Genomic DNA, 19,504 nt, shown 5'->3' on the forward strand with positions numbered 1-19,504 from the left:
TAGTGCATGAGTGGCACGGACAGAAGTCGACCACCGGGTTATGGCGAAAAATGGTTGCCATGGCAATCGTCAACCACGGCACCCTGTTTGAAAGACCGCTTGCCGCCCTGTCGTCTGAAATAACTTTCTCTTCCCCCCTGTTTCCTGGTCATAAAGTGCCGATAGTCTTTTTTTCACACAGAAGATCTGGATAAACGAATGAAAATATCGACCCGTCTGATAGCAGGCTATGCCCTGCTAATTTTCATCTTTGTGCTCTGTTCTGCCATCGCCTGGAACGGCCTGAATAAGGCCCGTCACGGCATGGATGAGGTGGTCAATCATCAAATGAAAAAAATGGTGCTGGCAAATGAAATGGGCACCGCCTTGCGAAACATGCTGGTCGAAGTCAGAAATATGGCGCTTTTCTCCGATCCCCAGGCGATAGCGTCAGAAGGGCAGCGTTTTCAGCAGCAGAAGTCGGTTTACCTGCAAAAGCGCGACGCGCTTGCCGCTATGATCCGGGCGCATACCTCGCCAGAAGAACTGGAATTACTGGGTCGGGTGAGCGATAACGAAAAGGCCGCCCTGTCGGCGCTGGAAAATGCCGCCCGCATGGGGCAACAGCATCAGCTAGAAGGGTTCGCTGACTATCTGACCCAGGTGGTCAGACCCCCTCAACAGATTTTGGTCGCCAGCCTGAACAGCCTGACAAGCCTGCAAACCAAAGCGGCTGAAGACAAAGCGCAGGCAGACAGCGATGCCGCTCAGCACATTTTATTACTCCTTAGCGCACTGATTTTACTCTCCGTGGTGACAGCGGTGTGTATCTGTCTGTTCACTGTGCGGGTGTTGACGCGCCAGTTAGGCGGCGAGCCACGACAGGCGCAGCAGCTGGCTGCCGCTATTGCCAGTGGCGATCTCACCACATCGATCGTATTACGCCGTCATGACGGCAGCAGCCTGCTTGCCTCGCTGGACGTGATGCAAGAGCGCCTGCGCAGTCTGGTGTCTCAGGTTAAGGAAGCCTCGGCTTCCGTTGCGCTAGCCTCCGACGAAATCGCCTCTGGGAATACGGAGCTGTCGTCACGAACCGAGCAGCAGGCGGCGGCGTTACAGGAAACCGCAGCCAGTATGGAACAGCTAACGGCCACCGTGAAAAGCAACGCCGCCGGGGCCCAGCAAACGGCGCAATCGGCCCGTGAGACCGCTAAGGCGGCGCGTGGCGGCGAGGCTGAAGTACGGCTTATGACTCAAACCATGAGTGACATCTCTCTGAGCGCCGTCAGGGTGAGCGATATCATCAGCGTTATCGAGGGGATCGCCTTCCAGACCAATATTCTGGCGTTGAACGCCGCCGTCGAAGCGGCACGCGCAGGCGAACAGGGGCGAGGATTTGCGGTGGTCGCCGGTGAGGTGAGGACGCTGGCACAGCGCAGTGCGTTGGCAGCAAAAGAGATCAAAGAACTGATTGAACGAACCGTCGCGCAGGTGGAAAACGGCGCGACGCTCGCCCAAGGTACCGGGCAAAGTATTGTGAACATCGTCGCCAGGGTCGGCGAGCTGGCCACCGCGATGGATGAGATAGCCCTTTCCTCTTCAGAACAGCTACAGGGCATTTCCCAGGTGAGCCTGGCGGTCAGTCAGATGGACGGCGTGACGCAGAATAATGCCACGCTGGTGGAGGAGTCATCCTCTGCTTCACAGTCTCTTTCTGCACAGGCGCATGCGCTACGCGGGATGGTGGAGCGCTTCAACGTGTAAACGTCTGCCTGCTGCACGGTCAGGACGGCGTCATTTTTTTCGCACCGTCCTGACGGCTTAACTGAGGGACTATTTATGTAGCGTATCCGCCCCTTTCACCCGCACCGGGATACGCAGCACCCGGTCGGTCGCGGTCACGTACATCCAGTGCCTGTTCTGCGCATCGGTGCACAGCGCCAGATTCGCGGTCGCCTTCGCGGGGATAAGTATTTTCCCCAGACGCTTCCCTGCCGGTGAGAATACCTGAACGCCGTCCTCGCTGCTGGTCCAGACATTGCCTTTGGTATCGACCTTTATGCCATCGGGAACGCCCGGTGAGATCTCAGCAAATACCCGACCTGCTTCGGTCTGCTGCGCGTTGACCGGATAAACCATAATGCGGTGTTGCAGCGACGTGTTGTTAACATCGTGCCCCAGCTGCGCATCCGACACGTAAAGCAGCTTACCGTCCGGCGAAAACGCCAGCCCGTTAGGGGTATAGAGTTCAGGCGTGTTCATCTTAGACAGCTTTTTCGCTACCGGATCATAGCGATAGACAAATTCCCCTTCTATCTCCGGCTTCCCTGTTCCGTCGCTCTCTTCCTTACTCAGAATGCCGAATTTAGGATCGGTGAACCAGATTGCGCCATCCGGCGCCACGGCGACGTCGTTCGGGCTGTGAAAGCGTTTTCCCTGCCATGAATCTATCAGGGTTGTCCAGCTACCGTCATGCTCACGGCGCACAACGGCGCGTTTTCCGTGGGAGGCGGCGATCACTCTCCCCTCTGCGTCAACGGTATGGCCATTCTGATAATCAGCCGGGGAAAGCCAGCTTTTCAGGCCGTCCTTCTCTGACCAGCTCATCACCTCGTTGCGCTTCACATCACTATAAATAAGCGTGTCAGGGGCGATGCAAGCCGGTCCTTCAAGCCATTTGCCATTATCGGCTATCTTCTGCGCGACGGGATGTTTAGCGATAAGATCGTAAAAGCCGGGCTGTTCGGCAATCAGCTTGATATCCGATCCGGCTGCCGCGCTCTGGGCGGCATTCAACAAAACGATGCTGCCAACGGCGCTCAAAAACCAGGATTTGTGGTGAAAAGACATGTTAATGGCTCCTTAATATGCGCATGCACCGCGGGTGCGGGCCTTATCGGCATCGGGTTTGAGTTTAATAATCAGCTGGACGTTAGGCTCAGCGCCCACGGTGCGCGTGATATGCCCCACGCGGTCATCGCCGGGACGTGGCCGGGAGGGGGTATCGGCATTAAACTGCACTTCGCCAGGGCCCTGTACCAGGGTGCTGCCGTCTGTCGTTTCCACCGACCACTTGCCCGACAGCGTAATCACCCACTGCGGACCGGGCGCATGGTGCCAGCTGCCCACGTAGCCCGGCGGCAGCACGGCATAGGCAATGCTTTCGACCTTATCCGGGGAGAGGCCAATCCACTGTGGTGCGGACGGCGGCGCATAGCTTTTATGCTCCAGCCCTTCAAAGCGGCAGTGGCCGATATGCGTGGCACCCGTATCGTCGGCCCAGACGGTGGCAAATTTGACCGGTGGCTGGGTTTTGCCGTCGCTGACGGTGGTCTCATGGGAATCGCCGGGCACGGCGCGTACCTGAGTACTGGCCCCGGCAGAGGCCATAACGGTGAAGCCACAAATAAGTACCACTTTGCGTAGCATGCTGTCTTTCATCATATTCCCTTAATAATTAATACCAGAGTATTATTATAGACGGCTCTATCCTCGCATACCTGGTTACCCCGGCAGATAGGGAATATGCCTAAAACAGGTGTTCAGGTGCGGTGATAAAGGGGCTGATGTCCTTTGAATAAGCCAGCGGTTGGTGCATTTTGCTGCCGTTTACCGGATTCGCCACAATACCTTGCTTAAACTTACCGTTGCTGAAACGAAAAAAGGCGGGGTGGTTAGCCCTCGCCTTCGTTCAAGTTCCTTCTGCCCTTAGGGGCGTCAGGTCAGTTGCTTGATAACAACGATAATGCTTAAGCTAACGTGCAGTATCTGCAACATCAGCAGGATAGTACTTAGCGTTATCACTTGGCCGCTTTCTTTTCAGGAAGGCGCTACCCGTCGCTTATACTCTTGAACTTCCCTCGCGGCGTGTATCAATGCGAGTTGGTACATGCAGCACCCTGTTCCTGAGCGCGGCCTCCAACCGTAGCCGGAACTGAAAATAAACCTGGTTTTCCAAACCGGGTTTTTTTCCGTCTCAAAGAAGCCGCCTACGACAGAGTTCTGATCTAAATCGTATTTCAGTGGATCCTGATTTTTTCCAGGACAGCATGTGGGCATGTCTGACTTTTTTCTCATTTGATAAAATGCCAACTCTGCTGAAACGTATAGCCGTGCAAGATTTCTTCACAAAATGCCTTCGGTGTAGTTCAACCAGCGAGAATTATTAAACCACTGCTTTGCAGCACTACACCGTAACAACATGATATTCATAACGCTGCAGGCTGTGCGGGTGGTGGGGTTTCAATGGAGCACTTGACACCGCGCGTTAAGCTTCCACGGATATACCTACGCCTTAACTCCCCATTCTAACGCCTCGATGATGCTGTCAGTCACGACCTAGTTAACATCTGGTTTGGCCTTGCCCTTAGAAAATTTCGTCTTTGTATAGCCTGACAGTTCGATGTCCCGGAATCGTTCTGGCCAGCAGAGGTGAGACAGCTCGCCAGGCTCAATCCGAAAGCATGATGTAGCGCTCGGACACCAAAGGAATTATCTAATGACTTATGATATAAATATTTTACTTAGAATTTGAGGAGATATTTATGGAATGGCCTAAGATATTTAGTTATGTAGGGGAGATATAAGAAAAAAAGCTTTCGAAAAGTTCGAAGTGGAAGCCATAACAAAAACAACATTACTTCCTGGACAGGAAAAAAATGCCTATCATAAAGGGAAACTTACAACAGACTATTATATTTTTATCTTTACCGATCGTGAAGATAAGAAAAAACAAGGTTCATTTTGTTGCGGTGTCCATGCGTCTAAGGGATGGTTTGAGCTAAACGGGCAAAACCCTCTCGATATTGCTTCTTACAACCCCCTCACAGGGGAAAGCTCTGGCGACGCAGTCACCGTAGGTACGGAGGCAACTATAGCCATCAACCGCCCCAAAGAAAATAAAGAAAAAAAACGACTAATCAATATATTGCAAACATACATTGCACTCACGGATAGCATAACAAACACCCAAGATGGCGAGTCCACAGCGGTTAAAATATTAAAAAAACTGATAACCCACCCATCAAACACACCTGAAAAATCTGAAATAAGAGCCGTAAATACGTTACTCTATAAAACTTTTACCGACATTAAATATAGAAAAAACAATATAAAAAAATATTCGGAATTGGTTTTACTCAAAGAAAATTTATTTGACATAACAATAAGAAAAATACCGGTTAACTACTTTAACGATATCATTGAAAATACAAGAGAATCAAAACACTCTGGTTATATATACCCTAACCCAGCATCATTTTAAGCATGAGAGAACATATGAATACTGAAGCGATTACAATATTAGAACTTACACATGAGCAGGCTCAGGATTTTTTCCTTAAATCTGAAAGTTATTTTAATGCAGACATGCCGCCTTACTTTAACTTCAGACCAATATTAGATGCAGTTAAAAATACAATGGGGGATTTACAGTTAAATGGAATTATGGCAGAAAAAAAGGTAATAGATTGCGAGAAAGTAAATCATACCATACATACAAACAAAGATGGGAAGTTATCCTGGCGTCCTTTGCAGTTAATTCACCCTGTTTTATACTTTTATTTAGTGAGGGAGTTAACAGAGGCTAAAAACTGGGAAAAAATAAAAGAAAGATTTAGTAAATTCTCATCAAACCAAAAAATAACATGCTTAAGCATACCTGTAAAATCCTCTGAAAACAAAAAAGATAAGGCGGCTCAGGTTAATAGTTGGTGGCAGAAATTTGAACTACAATCTATTGAATTAGCTATAGATTACGACTATCTATTTGAAACAGATATTGCTGATTGTTATGGCTCTATTTACACACACTCTATTGCCTGGGCTGTTGAAACCAAAGAGGTTGCTAAAATAAATCGCAGTATAGCTCTCTTGGGTAATTTCATTGATAAAACTATTCAGAAAATGCAGTTCAATCAAACAAATGGAATACCTCAGGGCTCTGTTTTAATGGACTTTATAGCTGAAATAACCCTTGGTTACATTGACGAAATCGTTGGTGAAAAGCTAAGTGAAATTTTAATATCAGACTATAAAATACTCCGCTATCGCGATGATTACCGCATATTTGTCAATAATCAATCAGATGGGGAGCTTATATTAAAAACTTTAGCTGATGTGATGTCTGATATGGGATTTCGTCTAAACTCATCTAAAACAAAATCAAGTAGTGACATTATTACCTCATCAGTCAAATCTGATAAAAATTCCTGGATGGCATCTAAAGGATATCATAATAACCTACTAAAGCATTGCTCTCTAATCAAGCAACATTCTTTGAATTATCCTAATTCAGGAAGCCTTTCTACAGCATTAAGTGAGTTTCACAAAAGAATAGTTAAACTTAAAAAGTTCGACAGCACAACATCTTACTCAATTATAAGTATAATAATTGATATTTCTTATAGAAATCCAAGAACCTATCCCGTAGCTTTTGCCATACTCAGTAAATACTTATCCTTAATAACAGATATTGAAGAACGGACCTCACTAATTAAAAGGATAAATATAAAATTCAACAAACTACCTAACATTGGGTATATGGAAATATGGTTTCAGAGAGCTATAAAATCAAATATAGAGACAATTACATTCAACGAGAAACTTTGCAATTTAGTTACAGAACCAAATAACTCTGTATGGAATTCAGAATGGATCAGTTCCAAAAAAATTATGCGAATCATGAACACAACTCCAATAATTGACTTAACAAAGCTACATGAAATAGAAGACGTGATTGACTCTTTAGAATTTGATCTATTCCCGAGGATTTCAGGATAATATAAAGATAGACCGTATTTATCGCATAAATCATATATATTCCTAACAGCAATTGATGTTTCTGTTTAAGTATACTCTTCCAGCATCGGCGGTGCCGTCAGCGGCAGAGAGATAACAAAGCTTACCCCGCCCTGTGGCCGATTCTCCGCATGAATTTTGCCTTCGTGCAGCGTGACGATAGCCTGGCAAATGGCCAGACCCAGCCCAACCCCCGGTACCGTTGACTCTTTATCGCCGCGTGAGAATTTCTCAAAGATCAGCTGCTGCTGGTCCGGCGCAATGCCAGGCCCGGTATCCCACACTTCTAACTCCAGCCGCTGCGCCACGGCGCGTGCCCGGATACCAATTTGTGCCTTATCACCCGCATATTTCAGCGCGTTCTCCAGCAGATTAACCAGCACCCGCTCCATCAGCGGGCCGTCCACGTCAATCAGCAACAGCTCGGCAGGTAAATCGAGTGTGACTGGACGATCGGCCAGCAGCGGAGCAAGCTGACGCAGCGCGCTGCCAATCAGCTCGTCCAGCGCCATCCACTCGCGGCGCAGGCTAAAGCCGCCAGATTGCAGACGTGCCATATCCAGCAGATTGTTCACCAGCCGGATGGTATTCAGCGTTTGTTCACGCATCGCGCTGGCCTGCCCGGCGTAGGGGGAATTTGCACTGGCGAGATCGAGCGTGAGGATTTCCGCCTGGCCAAACAGCACCGTCAGCGGGGTGCGCAGATCGTGCGACAGCGCCGACAGCAGCGCATTGCGCAGTTGTTCGCGCTCGGCTGCCAGCCGCGAGGCGGCTTCGCGCTGGCTCAGCGCCATGCGTTCCAGCGCGTTAGCGATCAGCACGGTAAAGGTTTCCACCAGCCGCTGCTGTTCCGGGATCATCAGCTGACGCAGATTAAGCGGTTCCAGGATCAGCAGACCCAGCATATCGCTGCCGCTTTTCAGCGGTAGCATCTGCCACTGCACGCCCGGCAGGGTATCGGTGCCCGCGCCGGCTGGCTGGCCCTTATCAAAGCTCCAGCGCGCGATCGCCCGGTCGGGCACCGCGCTAAGATGCGCAGCGCCCACTGGCACCAGCTCGCCGTGCTCGTCCGGCAGGTAAAGCTCGCTGCGCGCCTGTAGGGTACTTTCCACGCTGCGCTGTAACGTGGAGGCGATATCGCGCTGTGTCAGGGCGCGACTCAGGGCTTTTGCCGTTTCATAAAGATGATGTGCCCGCTGCTCACGGTAGCGCGCCACCCTGGCCTGGTAGCGTACTCCGGCGGTTAAATTCCCGACGATCACCCCCACGGCCAGCATCACGCCAAAGGTCACCAGGTACTGCACGTCTGACACCACCATAGTGCCGGTCGGCGCAACAAAAACCAGGTCGAAGGCGAGGATATTCAGCAGGGTTGCCACCACCGACGGCCAGCGACCGTAGCGCAATGCAACAATCACCACCGACAGCAGGTACACCATCACCAGATTGACCGAATCCACCGCGGGCAGCAGCCAGCGCCCGGCCAGCGTCACCAGCATACATAGCAACAGGGCGGCGGCACAGCCGCGCAGCTGGCTACCTCTTTTTCCCTCCTGGCTATCAACCCGTTCAGCCAGTGAGCTGACGCTGTCCGGCGGCGGGTCATCCAGCGCGACGATCAGAATATCCAAATCCGGGCCGAGCTCGCCGACACGTTCGGCAAAACTTTCACGCCACCAGCGCCGGGTCGGCCGACGGCCAATGATAATTTTGCCGAGGTTATGTTCCCGCGCGTAGCGCAACACCGCGCTGGCTTCGCTGGGATCGGAGAGCGTGGCCGTTTCCGCGCCGAGATCCTGGGCCAGTTGCAGCGTACGCAAAATGCCGCGCCGCCGCGTCTCGGACAGCCGGTACAGGCGCGGCGTTTCGACATATACCGCGTGCCATACGCTGTCGAGGCGCGCCGCCAGCCGCGCCGCGCTGCGTACCAGCTTTTCGCTGCCGCTGTTATCGCCAATGCACAATAAAATGGCATCACGCGTGTGCCATACCTTTTCGCGCCCCTGGGTATCACGCCAGGCACGCATCTGGTCATCTACCCGGTCGGCGGTGCGCCGCAGCGCCAGCTCGCGCAGGGCGATCAGGTTGCCCTTGCGGAAGAAATTTTCAATCGCGCGTTCCGCGCTTTCACCGATATAGACCTTGCCCTCTTTCAGGCGCTGGCGCAGATCGTCCGGCGGCAGATCCACCAGCACCACTTCGTCGGCGGCATCGAAAAACGGATCCGGCACCGTTTCACGTACCCGGATGCCGGTGACGCCGCCCACCACGTCGTTCAGGCTTTCAAGATGCTGCACGTTGACGGTGGTCATCACATCAATGCCCGCCTCCAGCAGCTCGTCGATATCCTGCCAGCGCTTAGGGTGGCGCGAACCGGGCGTGTTGCTGTGCGCCAGCTCGTCCATCAGGATCACCGCCGGATGGCGCGCCAGCGCGGCATCAAGGTCAAATTCCGGGCGGCGCTGCGGCCCGGTCGCTCGCCGTGGCAACACAGTCAGTCCGGACAGCAGCGCCGCGGTTTCCGGCCTGTCATGCGTTTCCACCACGCCAACCAGCACCTCCAGACCCTGGGCGCGCAGTCGCCGCGCCTCCTGTAGCATCGACCAGGTTTTTCCCACCCCGGCACAGGCACCAAAGTAAATTTTCAGCTTGCCGCGATGGCTTTCCACCGCCTGGCGTAGCAGCGCATCCGGGTCGGGGCGCTGAAGTTCATCGTTCATAGCTGTCCTTTAGCGTTGTAACGCATCCAGCGCCAGGTTCAGCGCCAGCACGTTCACCGCCGGTTCACCAAGAAATGCCGGCATTGGCGTGGTGGTATTCTCGTCAATCAGGCGTTTGACCACTTCCCGCGGCAGCCGACGCGCCGCCGCGATGCGATCGGCCTGCCAGTACGCCGCCTGCGGTGAAATCTGCGGATCCAGCCCGCTGGCGGAGGCCGTGACCAGGTCAACCGGCACCTGCTGGCCGGCCTGCGGGTTAGCCGCACGCAGCGCCGCCACGCGCTGGCTCACCGCCTGATCCAACGCCGGGTTGCTGCCCGCCAGATTGCTGCCTGAGGAAGCCAGCGGATTATAGGGGCGATCGCTGGTTGCCGATGGCCGCCCCTGGAAATAATCCGCGCGGCTGAAGCTCTGGCCGATCGGCGCCGAACCGCGCACGCTCCCCTGCTCCAGCAGCAGCGAGCCGTTTGCCTGCTGTGGGAACATCCACTGTGCCAGCGTGGTGGTCAATAAAGGATAGAGCAGCCCGGTGATCAGCGTCAGCAACAGCACTAAAAAGACGGCAGGACGAAGTTGGCTCATGGTCGTTCTCCTTATGCCAGACCGGTGACGGTCAGCAGCATATCAATCAGTTTGATGCCGAGGAAAGGCACCAGCAGCCCGCCCACGCCGTAGATCCACAGATTGCGGCGCAGCAGCGCCGCCGCGCTGAGCGCCCGGTAGCTCACGCCCTTCAGCGCCAGCGGGATCAAAAACACAATCACCAGCGCGTTAAAAATAACCGCCGACAGGATCGCCGATGCCGGTGAATGCAGCCCCATCACGTTGAGCTGATTGAGCTGCGGATAGGTCGCTGCAAACGCGGCGGGCAGAATGGCAAAATATTTAGCCACGTCATTGGCGATGCTGAAAGTGGTCAGTGAACCGCGCGTCATCAGCATCTGCTTACCGATGTGCACCACCTCCAGCAGCTTGGTGGGGTTTGAATCCAGATCCACCATGTTACCGGCCTCTTTTGCCGCCTGGGTGCCGGAATTCATCGCCACCGCCACGTCGGCCTGGGCCAGCGCCGGGGCATCGTTGGTGCCATCGCCGGTCATCGCCACCAGCCGACCTTCCGCCTGATACTGGCGGATCAGCGCCAGCTTGGCTTCCGGCGTGGCTTCCGACAGAAAATCATCCACTCCGGCCTCTGCGGCGATCGCGGCGGCGGTCAACGGATTATCACCGGTGATCATCACGGTTTTGATCCCCATCTTGCGCAGCTCGGCAAAGCGCTCTTTTATTCCGCCTTTGACGATGTCCTTCAGCGCCACCACGCCCATCACCCGGTTGCCGTCACTGACCACCAGCGGCGTACCGCCCGCGCGCGCCACCCGATCGACCAGGCTGTTGACCTCGCCTGGGAACTGGCCGCCGTTGCTGTCGATATAGCGGCGTACCGCATCCGCCGCCCCTTTGCGGATGGCCCGCTGCTGGACGTTGACCCCGCTCATGCGCGTCTGCGCCGAGAACGGAATAAAGGTCGCGCCCATGCTGTTAAGGTCGCGCTCTCGCAGATTAAATTTCTGCTTGGCCAGCACCACAATGCTGCGCCCTTCCGGGGTTTCATCAGCCAGAGAGGCGAGCTGGGCGGCATCCGCCAGCTGCTCCTCGCTCACGCCCGCCGCAGGCAGAAACTGCGTGGCCTGCCGATTACCCAGCGTGATGGTGCCGGTTTTATCCAGCAGCAGCACGTCGACGTCACCTGCGGCTTCCACCGCGCGACCGCTGGTGGCAATCACGTTGGCCCCCAGCATCCGGCTCATGCCCGCCACGCCAATCGCCGACAGCAGGCCGCCGATGGTGGTGGGGATCAGACAGACCAGCAGGGCCACCAGCACCGTGATACTGACCGGGTTACCGCCCCAGGCGGAAAACGGCCAGAGCGTCACGGTCGCCAGCAGTAGCACGATGGTCAGCGCCAGCAGCAGGATGGTGAGGGCGATTTCGTTTGGCGTCTTGCGTCTTGTCGCCCCTTCCACCATCGCGATCATGCGGTCAAGGAAGGTTTCGCCGGGGTTCACGCTGCACTGCACCACCAGCCAGTCTGAAAGAATGCGCGTACCGCCGGTCACCGAGGAGAAGTCGCCGCCGGATTCGCGGATCACCGGAGCGGATTCCCCCGTAATCGCGCTCTCATCCACCGAGGCACCGCCCTCCAGCACCTCGCCGTCACAGGGGATAATATCGCCCGCTTCGACCAGCACCCAGTCGCCTTTACGCAGCGTGTCCGCCGCCACCGGATAGTGGCTGGTGCCGTACTTCGCCTCGTTCAGCTTTTTGGCAAAGCTGGTTTTGGTCACGCCTTTCAGGCTGTTGGCCTGCGCCTTGCTGCGCCCTTCCGCCAGCGCTTCGGCAAAGTTAGCAAACAGCACGGTAAACCACAGCCAGACTGAAATGGCTACGGTAAATCCGGTATCGCCCGGCGTTTTACCGGCGGCCATCGCGACGGCCAGCAGCGTAGTGACCACACTTCCCAGCCACACCACAAACATCACCGGATTGCGCACCTGGGTACGCGGGTCCAGCTTTTTCAACGCATCGAGCAGCGCGACACGCATCAGCGCCGCGTCAAACAGCGCCAGTTGATTACGACTCATAACTCGATTCTCCGCCCGTTAATGACCGGACATGTGCAGATGTTCCGCTACCGGCCCAAGGGCCAGCGCGGGGATAAAGGTCAGTGCGCCCACCAGCATCACGGTGCCAATCAGCAGGGCAATAAACAGCGTTCCGTGGGTAGGCAGCGTGCCGTTACCGGCCGGCTGGACTTTTTTCATCGCCAGAGAGCCGGCGATCGCCAGCACCGGAACGATGATGCCAAAGCGGCCTACCAGCATGCAGAACGCCAGCAGCATATTCCAGAATGGCGTGTTGGCGTTCAGGCCCGCAAAGGCGCTGCCGTTGTTATTCGCCGCCGAGGAGAGCGCGTACAGCACCTCGCTAAAACCGTGGGTGCCGGGGTTAAGCATGGCGCTGCGCCCGGCATCGGTCATCATCGCCAGGGCGGCTCCGAGCAGCACCAGGACCGGCGTCACCAGAATGGCCAGCGCGGTCATCTTCATCTCCCAGACGTCGATTTTCTTACCGAGATACTCCGGCGAACGGCCGATCATCAGCCCGGCGATAAACACCGCCAGCAGCACAAACAGCAGCATGCCGTACAGCCCGGAACCAACCCCGCCAAACACCACCTCACCTATCTGCATCAGCCACATTGGCACCATGCCGCCGAGGGCGGTAAACGAGTCGTGCATGGCGTTAACCGCACCGCAGGAGGCCGCCGTGGTGATCACCGCAAACAGGCTCGAGTTCAGAATGCCGAAGCGCGTTTCCTTACCTTCCATATTGGCAGCGCTGTCAGCACCGAGGGTCAGAAAGTGCGGGTTACCCTTTACTTCGGCCCACATCACCACCACCACCGCCGCGACGAACATCAGCGACATGCTCCACAGCAGCGCGTGGCCCTGACGTCGATCGCGCACCACGTCGCCAAAGGCAAAGCACAGCGCCGCCGGGATCAGGAAGATCGCCAGCATCTGCACAAAGTTACTCAACGCCGTGGGGTTTTCAAACGGATGGGCCGAGTTGGCGTTAAAGAAGCCACCGCCGTTGGTGCCGAGCATTTTAATCGCCTCCTGCGAGGCCACCGGCCCCATCGGCAGCGTCTGTTTCGCCCCTTCCAGGGTGGTCAGGTCGAGGTAGCCGTGCAGGTTTTGCAATGTTCCCTGACTGACCAGAAACAGCGCCATCAGCAGCGACAGGGGCAGCAGGACATACAGCGTGATACGAGTAATATCGCGCCAGGCGTTGCCCAGTTCGCCCTGCTCGCGGTTAACAAAACCGCGCATCAGGGCAAAGGCAACGGCAATCCCGGTGGCCGCCGAGAGAAAGTTCTGCACGGTCAGGCCGGCCATCTGGCTGAAATAGCTCAGCGTGCTTTCACCGGCATACGCCTGCCAGTCGGTGTTGGTGATAAAGCTGACGGCGGTGTTCAGCGCCAGATCCCAGCTCAGGTTTGGCATCTGCTGCGGGTTCAGCGGCAGGCTGGCCTGATTCATCAGGATCAGCAGCAGCAGCAGCAGCCCGGCGGCGTTAAACAGCAAAATGGCCAGCAGATAGCGCTGCCAGCGCATTCCCTGGTTTTCCACACCGCTGACGCGCCACAGCCCGCGCTCGGCGGTGGCAAAACCATGAAGCGGGCGGTCAGCGACCAGGTGCGCCAGCCCCTTACCCAGCGGACGCGCCAACAGCATTAGCAGCAGCAGATAGCTGCCAATCAGCAAACTTGCGCTAGCCATCATCAGAATGTCTCCGCGTTGATCAGGGCATAGACCAGATAGCCCAACAAGATAAACACCAGCACAATGCCGGTTATCACAGCGATGCTCACAGTACACCTCCAGAGGCGTTTCACATGGCGGACAGTGTTGCGGTTAGCGTGCAAAGTTGATGTAAAAATATCGGGGCGGGATGTAAAAAGAATATAAAAATGGCGGAGTGTTGCCTGAATTTCAGCCATCATCCTCCGCCCAAGCCCGTTTATCGAGAATAAACGGGATAGGGCTGCACAGCATGAAAATCGCTTAGTCTGCTCTCCAACAAGGCGTCTGACCGCAGGAGGGTGCTGGCAATGTTTTCAGACAAAGGGGTTTAGCGCCTAATGATGCCAGTTAACTGCTGGCTGCCAATGCCACCCGTTTCGCATCCAGACCGCCACGATCGCCAATCCACTTCCTGGGCATGAAAGCCACGCACAGCAAGTCATGATTAGTCTTTCTTCTTTTTTTTGGAAATTATGGAAATCTCTACGGCGGCGGCAATGATTAATGTTAGCACGCTGCACAAAAGCCAATAATCGGGAACAAAAAAATAGTAAAAAACAAATAATAATATGACAACTACGTTGATGCTTAAGTATGAAGCCGTATCTTTTAAAAAAGCCTGAAAAAAACCTTTCATTTAAGGTTATTCTTTTTAATTAATTTCATTGCGCAGCAGTAAATTAAAATGGCGATCAAGAAAGAAAAAACCAATAAGCCAATAAATAACGAGTCAAATGACTCTTTAAAACCTAAAAATGACAAATTCCCCAACAGGGAAATAAATATATCAGCATTTCCAAGCCTGAATGCTATTTCGAAAATCAGTACGGACACCACAATAAGAAGAACAAAAAATAGGATAATTTTAAAAATCTTCTTTTTCAAAATTCATTACCTCATGATACTGTAAAACAAGGTATTTTTTATCACGAACATGAAAAGGATACACTGTAATGTATATATCATCAATAATAAAATTCCGGACTACATCTGAAAGAGATGCCGCGATAGCCCTTGATAAAGCTGTGAACGGCGTAGGCGCGAACAGTATGGGGTCCCTGGACGATGTGAAAGCCGGTGTGGAAAGGGCATTATGGTACAGCTCTTGCCTTTTTGATAAATACGATGATGTATGTTCTGAGTTGAAAGGTGAAGATCGTAGGTTCATTAAAGCAATATTTGAAATTTACAAAAGAAGAGATATCATCGCTGATATGATTAGGATGTATATCGAAGCAGAATTAAAGACGGCGGATCGATCAGAGATCCAATCCATTGATGCAAGGCTAGCTAAAATTCTTGTTGGATATAGTGCTGGTAAACTAACAAAAACAGCCATAGCCAGCAGTCTTTCAATATTAGTTGTGAATTCATTTCACTTTAAAAATGAAGTATTAGTGAGACTGAATAAATACTCTATCGCCATCGTTACCGCAGCAGCATTTTATGGGAAAGTTCAGGTGGCTGCATTAGCTGCCAGAAAATTACGCCAGCTCTCACCCGGTTTATACCAAGTATACTATTCTAATAATATTGAAATGCTCTATTTCCTAATGAGTGACAGCATTGATAAAGCTTTAATTAACTCGATAGGATTGCGAGGAGAAGAGCGGTTCATATCTATAATTAGATATCTGGCAAGATGAAATAACTATATTCAGGCTATTGGTTTACAAGTTTTTATATAATGCAGGCAGTCCGTGGGAGGTTTTTTGCAATCGTTCCCTGACTTACCTTGGAATATAGTTTGCTCCCTTCAGAATGTCTCCGCGTTGATCAGGGCATAGACCAGATAGCCCAACAAGATAAACACCAGCACAATGCCGGTTATCACAGCGATGCTCACAGTACACCTCCAGAGGCGTTTCACATGGCGGACAGTGTTACGGTTAGCGTGCAAAGTTGATGTAAAAATATCGGGGCGGGATGTAAAAAGAATATAAAAATGGCGGAGTGTTGCCTGAGTTTCAGCCAGACCGCTGCGCCCGATCCCGTTTATAGAGAATAAACGGGCTGGACCTGTCCTCAGACTGCACAGCATGAAAATCGCTTAGTCTGCTCTCCGGCGAGGCGTCTGACCGCAGAAATGGCGCTTAGCGCTTAACGGCGGCATCACCACGCGGCAGGCGGGGGGCGACTGTACCGGTCACCAGCCACACCGCCAGGATGATCAACAATGCCCCGGCAATAAACCCCTGGGACAGCGTTTCGCCGAGGAAAAGATAGCCCCACAGCACGCCAAATGGCGGGATCAAAAAGGTGACGGTCAGCGTACGCAGCGGGCCAATGTCGGCGATCAGGCGGAAAAACAGGACATAGGCCCAGGCGGTACACACCAGCCCCAGCGCCAGAACGCACAGCCAGACGCCGGGATGATGCCAGTCAACCGCTGGCTGCGTGCTTATTGAACCGACAAACAGCGGCAGCATAAAGATAAGGGCTCCCAGCTGGCTGCCGAATGCCACCAGCTTCGCGTCCAGACCGCCACGATCGCCAATCCACTTTTTGGTCATAAAGCCAGCCAGCGCATAGCAGGCCGTCGCGACCAGGCAGGCGGCGATACCCAACAGCACCGAATGTGACAGGCCCAGAGTGCCGGAGGCCGTCAGAACCGCAATACCCACCAGCCCCAGCAGCACGCCGCCGACCTTTCTCAAGCTAAGGGGTTCGCTGAAAAACAGGCCGCCAATCAGCACGCCCATCAGCGGCGTGGTGGCATTAAGAATAGCCGAGTAGCCCGCCGGCAGCCATTTTGCCGCCATGCAGTACATCACCAACGGCACCGCCGAGTTAATGATCCCCAGCAACATTGCCAGCAGGGCCTTTCCTTTAAAATTAAAGGGCGTGCGCATCACCAACAGCAGCGCCAGCAGACCGAGACAGCCAAAGAAGACGCGGAAAAAAGCCGTATTTAACGAACCGAAAACCGGCGTGGCGACGCGCATAAACAAAAAGCTGGCGCCCCAAATGGCCGCCAATAATAATAACCGCCCGATATCACCTTGCTTCACGCCGCTCCCCCGTCAGATAAGAATGTGACAGAAGATATCGCTGTCACCGTTAAGCAACCTTTATAGGCTTCATCTGGAAATCAAAGCAAGCCGTTTTCGGACATCGAACGATCAATATCTTACTCCATAACAAAACGCCGAGTATCAGGCGATCGATAACCAAAAATAATGATGGGAATAGAGTATTTCGAAAAATGACGATAGGATCTCATGGCAATTTATGACGGGAAACCCATAAAAAATGAATATACACGCGTTCCCCTCTGCGACAGGTCACGGCTCCCTGGCGCCGCTGATGGGCCACCGCAGTTAGGCCAGAAAATGTGCACCTCGCGCGCTGTGTCCGTGAAACCGATCGTTTCCTGCCGATTAATTTCAATCTATCAACGCACTTCGCTACCCAGTTAACAGTCTGTGTACAGCATCCTTCACTTCTCCTTATCAGAATGGTTAAATTCAGTACTCACCCCCGATTGGAGATTTTATGCTGTCCTCACACACCGTTAGTTTGGCTATCCAGCGTAACTGGATCGATCTGTACGAAACGATTTGGAAGCCGGATTTTTTCCCGAAGTGGGTTTCCGCGCTCGGCAAGGGGCCGCTTGAGCAAGATGGCAATAGCTGGAAGAGCCAGGGCCCGCATGGCCCGGTGAAAGCGCGTTTCACCGAATACAATGCGTTCTGCATTATGGATCACTATATTGACAGCGGTTACAGCAAGGAAATTTTTATCCCTATGCGCATCGTGGCCAATGAAGAAGGCGCACAGGTACTTGTCACCGTATTTCGCCAGCCTTTGCTCTCCGATGAAAAATTTGCTCAACAGCTGGAGTCAGCGCAACACGATTTGCAGACACTGCATAGCCTGCTGACGACCTGATCATCAGGACAGGGATGAACGTGCGTCACACAATGGAAAGGACCTTCAGATGCAGAAAATTATCTTCGATACGGATATCGGCGTCGACGACGCTTTTGCTCTTACTTATGCGGCGCAAAGCGTCGACATCGTTGGCATCACCACGGTTTTTGGCAACGTGCCGGTCGCCCAAGCGGTTAGCAACGCCCGCCTCTGTAGTCACAAAATTGGCCTGAATGTTCCCGTCTATCGCGGCTGTTCGCGGCCGCTGATCCACTTGCCCACATCCCCCGCCAGCACAATACACGGTAAAGATGGTTTCGGTGACGTATTTGATAATCCGTGGAACGGCGCGGCCGGCAACGCCGTCGATTTTATTATTAACAGCGTGCGCCACAGTCCTGATGCACTAACCCTTGTTGCCGCCGGCCCGTTGACCAATATCGCCCTGGCCATTAATCAGGCACCGGATATCGTTCCGCAGATAAAGCAACTGGTCATGATGGGAGGGGCATTTGGCACGCAGGGGCGTGGCGGTAACATCACGCCCTATGCCGAATGGAACATGTGGCGGGATCCGCACGCCGCAGACCAGGTGCTCCAGTCAGGGCTGCCGGTAGTGATGATACCGCTGGATGTCACGCTTGAGGTGTTGGTCAGTGACGATGAGATCAGCGCACTCAACCAGCCCGTTCTGGAAGCCATCTCGCGGCGCTATCTGCAATATAGCCGTGAAAAGAATGGCATTGCGGCCATTGCGCTGCACGATACGCTAACCATCGCCTGGCTTAATCATCCCGAATGGTTTGGTATCGCGGAATCTCGCGTGCGCGTGACCCCCGAGGGCATCAGCCGGGGTCAAACTTTGCGCCAGACAGAAATGTTCGCGTCCGGTCACGATCCCTGTGCCGGTCACCCGGTACAGCAGCTCTGCCTTACGGTACAGTCGCAACGGGTTAAGCAGCATCTCCTTGCTACTCTGCAAAACTGAAAATCAATTTTTTTGATGTAGATAGACAAATCAATCCGCTATTCAGAAATCATTAGCAGGCGTACTATTGCTTTCAACGAGGCAAACCGCCTTTCAGAATAATGATTAATGAAGGAATGACACCATGAAAACCATCAAAAATATTGCAGCTGTTCTTGTTCTCTCTACCGTATCTTTCACCAGTTTCGCCCAAAGCGTGACCGCAACCGGCACAACTCTGGACAGCGCTGAAGCTAAAATTGCCGCCCAGGCACAGCAGGCTGGTGCCTCTTATAAGATTACCGAGGCGAACACCAACAATGTTGTGCATATGACCGCAGAGCTGATTAAGTAACCTGAGGGTTGGGATCCACGGACAGGTTACGCAAAGCGTTAAAGCGTTAAACCGTTAAACCGTTAAAGACCGCCAATATGGTCCATAACGGTTTTCCGATCGTCTGACTGAAACCTGTCCGTAGGACATTCCGTAGAAGAATGTCCCGCACAATGAAATATTCATTTCCAAAATAAACAGTCTTGAAAAAAATCTGGATGCTGGGTGTCTTCCCAGCCCTGTTCAGCTGCGCTACATCCCCTTCACTCGCGAAACTCACCACTTCTCCCTGTTAAAATCGAGAATATTGGGAGCAACATCAAAAATTAAATATTCCAATATTGAATAAAATGGAATATTAATTTAATTATCTCTCATTCACCATCTGTGGGCTTGTCGAAGCTGACTACCGTACAACGGCCAACCCGGTCGATCGTGACGTCCATAAGACAGATGCAGATTATTA

16 protein-coding genes are annotated in these 19,504 nt (G+C 53.1%); 7 read left to right on the forward strand and 9 right to left on the reverse strand.

Features of this window, described 5'->3' with window-relative positions; translation table 11 throughout:
* Positions 1 to 198 precede the first annotated feature (198 nt).
* On the forward strand, positions 199 to 1,743 hold the full coding sequence (locus tag ETA_RS17965; RefSeq protein WP_012443026.1) for a methyl-accepting chemotaxis protein: 1,545 nt from the start codon (positions 199 to 201) through the stop codon (positions 1,741 to 1,743).
* A gap of 69 nt (positions 1,744 to 1,812) precedes the next feature.
* On the opposite strand, the gene ETA_RS17970 is transcribed toward ETA_RS17965, so the two are convergent.
* Both ETA_RS17970 and ETA_RS17975 read right to left on the reverse strand, forming a co-directional pair.
* A complete protein-coding gene (locus ETA_RS17970; RefSeq protein ID WP_012443027.1) occupies positions 1,813 to 2,829 on the reverse strand; it encodes an SMP-30/gluconolactonase/LRE family protein in 1,017 nt (338 codons plus the stop codon).
* 12 nt (positions 2,830 to 2,841) lie between these two features.
* Positions 2,842 to 3,420 carry a cupin domain-containing protein gene (locus ETA_RS17975; RefSeq protein ID WP_042959211.1) on the reverse strand — a complete coding sequence of 193 codons (579 nt, stop codon included), beginning with the start codon at positions 3,418 to 3,420 and terminating at the stop codon, positions 2,842 to 2,844.
* 1,171 nt (positions 3,421 to 4,591) lie between these two features.
* Here ETA_RS17975 and ETA_RS17980 point away from each other — a divergent pair.
* Both ETA_RS17980 and ETA_RS17985 read left to right on the forward strand, forming a co-directional pair.
* The gene (locus tag ETA_RS17980) at positions 4,592 to 5,242 is read left to right on the forward strand and encodes a hypothetical protein (protein WP_012443029.1); all 651 of its coding nucleotides are present in this window, start codon (positions 4,592 to 4,594) and stop codon (positions 5,240 to 5,242) included.
* A 14-nt stretch (positions 5,243 to 5,256) separates the two neighbouring features.
* Complete coding sequence (locus tag ETA_RS17985; RefSeq protein WP_231853294.1) at positions 5,257 to 6,759, forward strand: RNA-directed DNA polymerase; 1,503 nt, start codon at positions 5,257 to 5,259, stop codon at positions 6,757 to 6,759.
* A gap of 65 nt (positions 6,760 to 6,824) precedes the next feature.
* Here ETA_RS17985 and kdpD read toward each other — a convergent pair whose 3' ends face one another.
* From kdpD to kdpF (ETA_RS19505), 5 genes are read right to left on the reverse strand one after another with little or no spacing between them, the layout of a single operon-like run.
* Positions 6,825 to 9,497, reverse strand: a complete 2,673-nt coding sequence (gene kdpD / locus ETA_RS17990) for a two-component system sensor histidine kinase KdpD (RefSeq protein ID WP_012443031.1) — start codon at positions 9,495 to 9,497, stop codon at positions 6,825 to 6,827.
* Between the two features lie 9 nt (positions 9,498 to 9,506).
* Positions 9,507 to 10,079, reverse strand: coding sequence for a potassium-transporting ATPase subunit KdpC (gene kdpC, locus ETA_RS17995; RefSeq protein ID WP_012443032.1), 573 nt, complete (start codon positions 10,077 to 10,079; stop codon positions 9,507 to 9,509).
* A gap of 11 nt (positions 10,080 to 10,090) precedes the next feature.
* A complete protein-coding gene (gene kdpB / locus ETA_RS18000; protein ID WP_012443033.1) occupies positions 10,091 to 12,139 on the reverse strand; it encodes a potassium-transporting ATPase subunit KdpB in 2,049 nt (682 codons plus the stop codon).
* Positions 12,140 to 12,157: 18 nt separating this feature from the next.
* Positions 12,158 to 13,843 (reverse strand): potassium-transporting ATPase subunit KdpA, encoded by a 1,686-nt coding sequence (gene kdpA / locus ETA_RS18005; RefSeq protein WP_012443034.1) that lies wholly within the window; start codon positions 13,841 to 13,843, stop codon positions 12,158 to 12,160.
* Positions 13,843 to 13,932, reverse strand: coding sequence for a K(+)-transporting ATPase subunit F (gene kdpF, locus ETA_RS19505; RefSeq protein ID WP_071819206.1), 90 nt, complete (start codon positions 13,930 to 13,932; stop codon positions 13,843 to 13,845). Before kdpF (ETA_RS19505) ends, kdpA begins: the two co-directional genes overlap by 1 nt.
* A gap of 885 nt (positions 13,933 to 14,817) precedes the next feature.
* Between kdpF (ETA_RS19505) and ETA_RS18025 the strand changes: the two genes are divergently transcribed.
* Complete coding sequence (locus ETA_RS18025; protein WP_012443038.1) at positions 14,818 to 15,510, forward strand: hypothetical protein; 693 nt, start codon at positions 14,818 to 14,820, stop codon at positions 15,508 to 15,510.
* 110 nt (positions 15,511 to 15,620) lie between these two features.
* Here the strand turns inward: ETA_RS18025 and kdpF (ETA_RS19755) are convergent, their stop codons facing one another.
* Positions 15,621 to 15,710, reverse strand: coding sequence for a K(+)-transporting ATPase subunit F (gene kdpF, locus ETA_RS19755; protein WP_071819206.1), 90 nt, complete (start codon positions 15,708 to 15,710; stop codon positions 15,621 to 15,623).
* Positions 15,711 to 15,957: 247 nt separating this feature from the next.
* Positions 15,958 to 16,875: a DMT family transporter gene (locus ETA_RS18035; RefSeq protein WP_012443039.1), complete on the reverse strand. Its 918-nt coding sequence runs from the start codon at positions 16,873 to 16,875 to the stop codon at positions 15,958 to 15,960.
* A 484-nt stretch (positions 16,876 to 17,359) separates the two neighbouring features.
* Here ETA_RS18035 and ETA_RS18040 point away from each other — a divergent pair, with 484 nt between their 5' ends.
* The 3 genes from ETA_RS18040 to ETA_RS18050 all read left to right on the forward strand — a co-directional run bounded on the left by ETA_RS18040 (position 17,360) and on the right by ETA_RS18050 (position 19,059).
* Complete coding sequence (locus ETA_RS18040) at positions 17,360 to 17,755, forward strand: hypothetical protein (RefSeq protein ID WP_012443040.1); 396 nt, start codon at positions 17,360 to 17,362, stop codon at positions 17,753 to 17,755.
* Between the two features lie 49 nt (positions 17,756 to 17,804).
* Entirely contained in the window at positions 17,805 to 18,725 is a 921-nt protein-coding gene (locus ETA_RS18045; RefSeq protein ID WP_012443041.1) for a nucleoside hydrolase, read from the forward strand.
* Positions 18,726 to 18,849: 124 nt separating this feature from the next.
* Complete coding sequence (locus tag ETA_RS18050) at positions 18,850 to 19,059, forward strand: YdgH/BhsA/McbA-like domain containing protein (protein WP_012443042.1); 210 nt, start codon at positions 18,850 to 18,852, stop codon at positions 19,057 to 19,059.
* The last annotated feature ends 445 nt before the right edge of the window (positions 19,060 to 19,504 follow it).

The organism is Erwinia tasmaniensis Et1/99 (assembly GCF_000026185.1).
GTDB classification, from domain to species: domain Bacteria; phylum Pseudomonadota; class Gammaproteobacteria; order Enterobacterales; family Enterobacteriaceae; genus Erwinia; species Erwinia tasmaniensis.